The 3,073-nt window shown below is 47.3% G+C and carries 2 protein-coding genes; both read left to right on the top strand.

From position 1 onward, the window contains the following. Window positions 1-610 precede the first annotated feature (610 nt). Entirely contained in the window at window positions 611-2,176 is a 1,566-nt protein-coding gene (locus JKY90_09475; GenBank protein ID MBL4852486.1) for a phosphomannomutase/phosphoglucomutase, read from the top strand. Window positions 2,177-2,450: 274 nt separating this feature from the next. After that, window positions 2,451-3,073 (top strand): acetylglutamate kinase (gene argB, locus JKY90_09470; protein ID MBL4852485.1); only part of this gene is annotated, 623 nt, incomplete at its 3' end.

Raw genomic sequence — 3,073 nt, 5'->3', positions numbered from 1 at the left:
TGCTCGTCCGGGCGACTTTCCGGAGCTTGGTTTTGCTGATATTGATTTGCTTGATTCGTATGGTCAAGGTATCAGCCCTCCCCTGGAAAGCCATCAATTTGGTAGCGACTATGGTCATATTGATTTTATTAACCGTATAGAAAGCCGTTCCAACCGCAGTTTATTAGGATTTTTGTTGGTGAGTTTTAAAGACCATTTTCTCGATGGGGTTGTCAAAGAGATGGCGCAATACGGTGGTGGGTATTTTGAATTACAGCAACCACTGGTAAAAGGCAAGCCGTTAGTATTGGCTAAATATGGCGATGCTGCATTGTCGGAAGCTGGAAATGCGCTTGAGCGACCAATCAACGGTACTGCATGGCGTTTGCATTATTTCCCTCCTACGCCCGTGTCATTAGGTTTTGAGTTGAATACGCGTCATTACGCCATGATTTTTTTTGGCGCAGCCTTGGTTTTATTCATGCTGGTTGTGGTGTTTGCGCGTTTGATTGCAAGTTCAGTGCGTAAAGACCTGAGTAGTATCGTGTCACTGGTGCGCGACATGGTGGCCGGTCGACTATTACGGCAAGTGAGTGATATCCGTTTGCGTAATTTTGTTAGCACTTACGATATGATTAGCCGTATTGATGTTGATGTTACACCAACACCCATACAGAGTAATGACAGCAATCATGGTAATGAAGACGATGAGTATGAGCAAGCTGAGATACCGAGTTCGGGTTTTGAAACGATTGATTTGATTTTTCAAGATAACCCGACGTTAGTGGAGAATATAAAGCCAGAACCAAAACTCAAGCAGCCCCAAGCTGTGTTAGCAGACGTTTTTAAGGCCTATGATATTGGCGGTATTGTGGGTGAGACACTGACCACTGATTTAGTAGCAGATATTGGCCGTGCGCTAGGTAGCGAAGCCTATGCGCGTGGCCAACAAACGGTTGTTGTTGCGCGTGATGGTCGTTTATCCGGGCCAGAGTTACTCAATGCCTTAATAAAAGGTTTGACCGAGAGTGGTCGTGATGTGGTTAATTTAGGTTTGGTACCGATACCAGTGCTCTATTTCGCGACGCATTATATGAGTACGGCATCGGGCGTGATGTTGACGGGCAGTCATCACCCCCCGAATTACAATGGTTTAAAGATGGTGCTAAAGGGTGAGATGCTCTCTGGCGAAACCATTCAAGCATTGCGTACACGTATTGAAAGTGGCGATTTTCAAGCAGGGACTGGTAGCGTCGAAGAAACCGATATTGTTGCTGACTATATCGAAAGTATTGTCAGCGATGTTGAACTGTCACGACCACTAAAAGTAGTGGTGGATTGTGGCAATGGTGCTGCTGGTGATTTGGCACCGCGTTTACTCAGAAGCCTAGGTTGCGAAGTCATCGAGCTATTTTGTGATGTTGATGGCGATTTTCCCAATCATCATCCCGACCCAAGCCATGCGGAAAATCTCAGTGATGTGATTGAGGCCGTCATAAGCAATGACGCCGACCTTGGTCTTGCCTTTGATGGTGATGGTGATCGTCTTGGTGTCATTGATTCGCGTGGTAATGTGATATGGCCTGATCGTCAAATGGTGTTGTATGCCAAGGATGTGATCAGCCGTAATCCGGGCGCAGAGATTATCTATGATGTTAAGTGCTCGCGTCATTTGGGTGCTGCCATCAAGCGTTTCGGTGGTAAACCGGTGATGTGGAAAACAGGTCATGCTTTAATTAAGGCACGTATGAAACAAACGGGCGCTTTACTTGCGGGTGACATGAGTGGCCATATCTTTTTTCAAGAGCGTTGGTATGGCTTTGACGATGCGCTCTACACGGCAGCGCGTCTGCTTGAAATCGTTGCCGCCGACTTACGCAGCAGCTACGAGTTATTTGCCGAGATTCCCAATGGGGTCAGTACGCCTGAGTTGAAACTTGAAATGGACGATGCTGCCAGTACGACGTTTATGCAACAATTGCTTGCTGCGGCAGATTTCCCCGATGCTAATATCATCACTATCGATGGTTTACGCGTTGAATTTGAAGATGGCTGGGGGCTGGTACGAGCCTCTAATACCACGCCGTGCCTGGTCATGCGTTTTGAGGCAGACAACCCATCATCATTGCAGCGTGTCCAGGGTGAGTTCCGTCAATTGATGTTAGGACTTGATTCGGCACTCAATCTTCCGTTCTAATAGTTGTACTCCAACAACCTTGTATTGATAGGTTCAGAGCCAGCCAAATGTACCACTACAAGGCGCTGCACGCAGACAAGGCTTGTTGCCTTGTCAAGGGCTGCAACACCGTAGTGGTACATTTGGCTGGCTCCCTTCGGGCGAACCAAGAAGCAGCCATCTACGTTGTTGCGCTTACTTGAGCTAGAATAACTAGCCCTGCGTAAGCACGCCTAGCATCTGGCGGCTTCTTGGCTCGCTGAATCTATCAATACAAGGTTGTTGGAGTACTAGCATGACCCTGAAAAATAATAAAGCGCTGGATATAGCGCGAGTCCTCACCGAGGCGCTACCTTATATTCAGAAATTTTATGGCAAGACCATCGTCGTTAAATACGGTGGTAATGCTATGGTGGATGAAGGCCTGAAAAACAGCTTTGCGCGTGACATCGTGCTTATGAAGCTGGTGGGTATGAATCCTATCGTTGTTCATGGCGGTGGCCCACAAATTGGTCAGTTGCTCGATAAGCTGGGTAAAGAAAGTCAATTCATCGACGGCATGCGTGTTACCGATAGCGAAACCATGGACGTTGTTGAAATGGTGCTAGGTGGCCTGGTTAACAAAGACATCGTTAATCTTATCAATAGCCATGGTGGTAGTGCCGTGGGCTTGACCGGCAAGGATGGCGGTTTGCTGCGTGCAGAGAAACTGATCTACACACGTAATACCCCGGGGCTCACTGCCCCTGAGATTATTGATATAGGCCATGTTGGTAAAGTTATTGGCATTAACACAAGTGTTGTCGATATGCTGACAAGTGGTAACTTTATCCCTGTCATTGCACCGATAGGCGTTGGCAAAAAAGGCGAGTCTTATAACATCAATGCAGACCTTGTCGCCGGTAAATTGGCAGAAGT

The organism is Gammaproteobacteria bacterium (assembly GCA_016765075.1).
Taxonomy (GTDB): domain Bacteria; phylum Pseudomonadota; class Gammaproteobacteria.
The sequence above is the reverse complement of the archived record's forward strand: the minus strand, read 5'-3'. Positions and strand labels throughout refer to the sequence as shown.

Coding starts and splice junctions, on each gene's coding strand:
- JKY90_09475 (MBL4852486.1), top strand. CDS start 611: ATGATTAGCCGTATTGATGTTGATGTTACACCAACACCCATACAGAGT.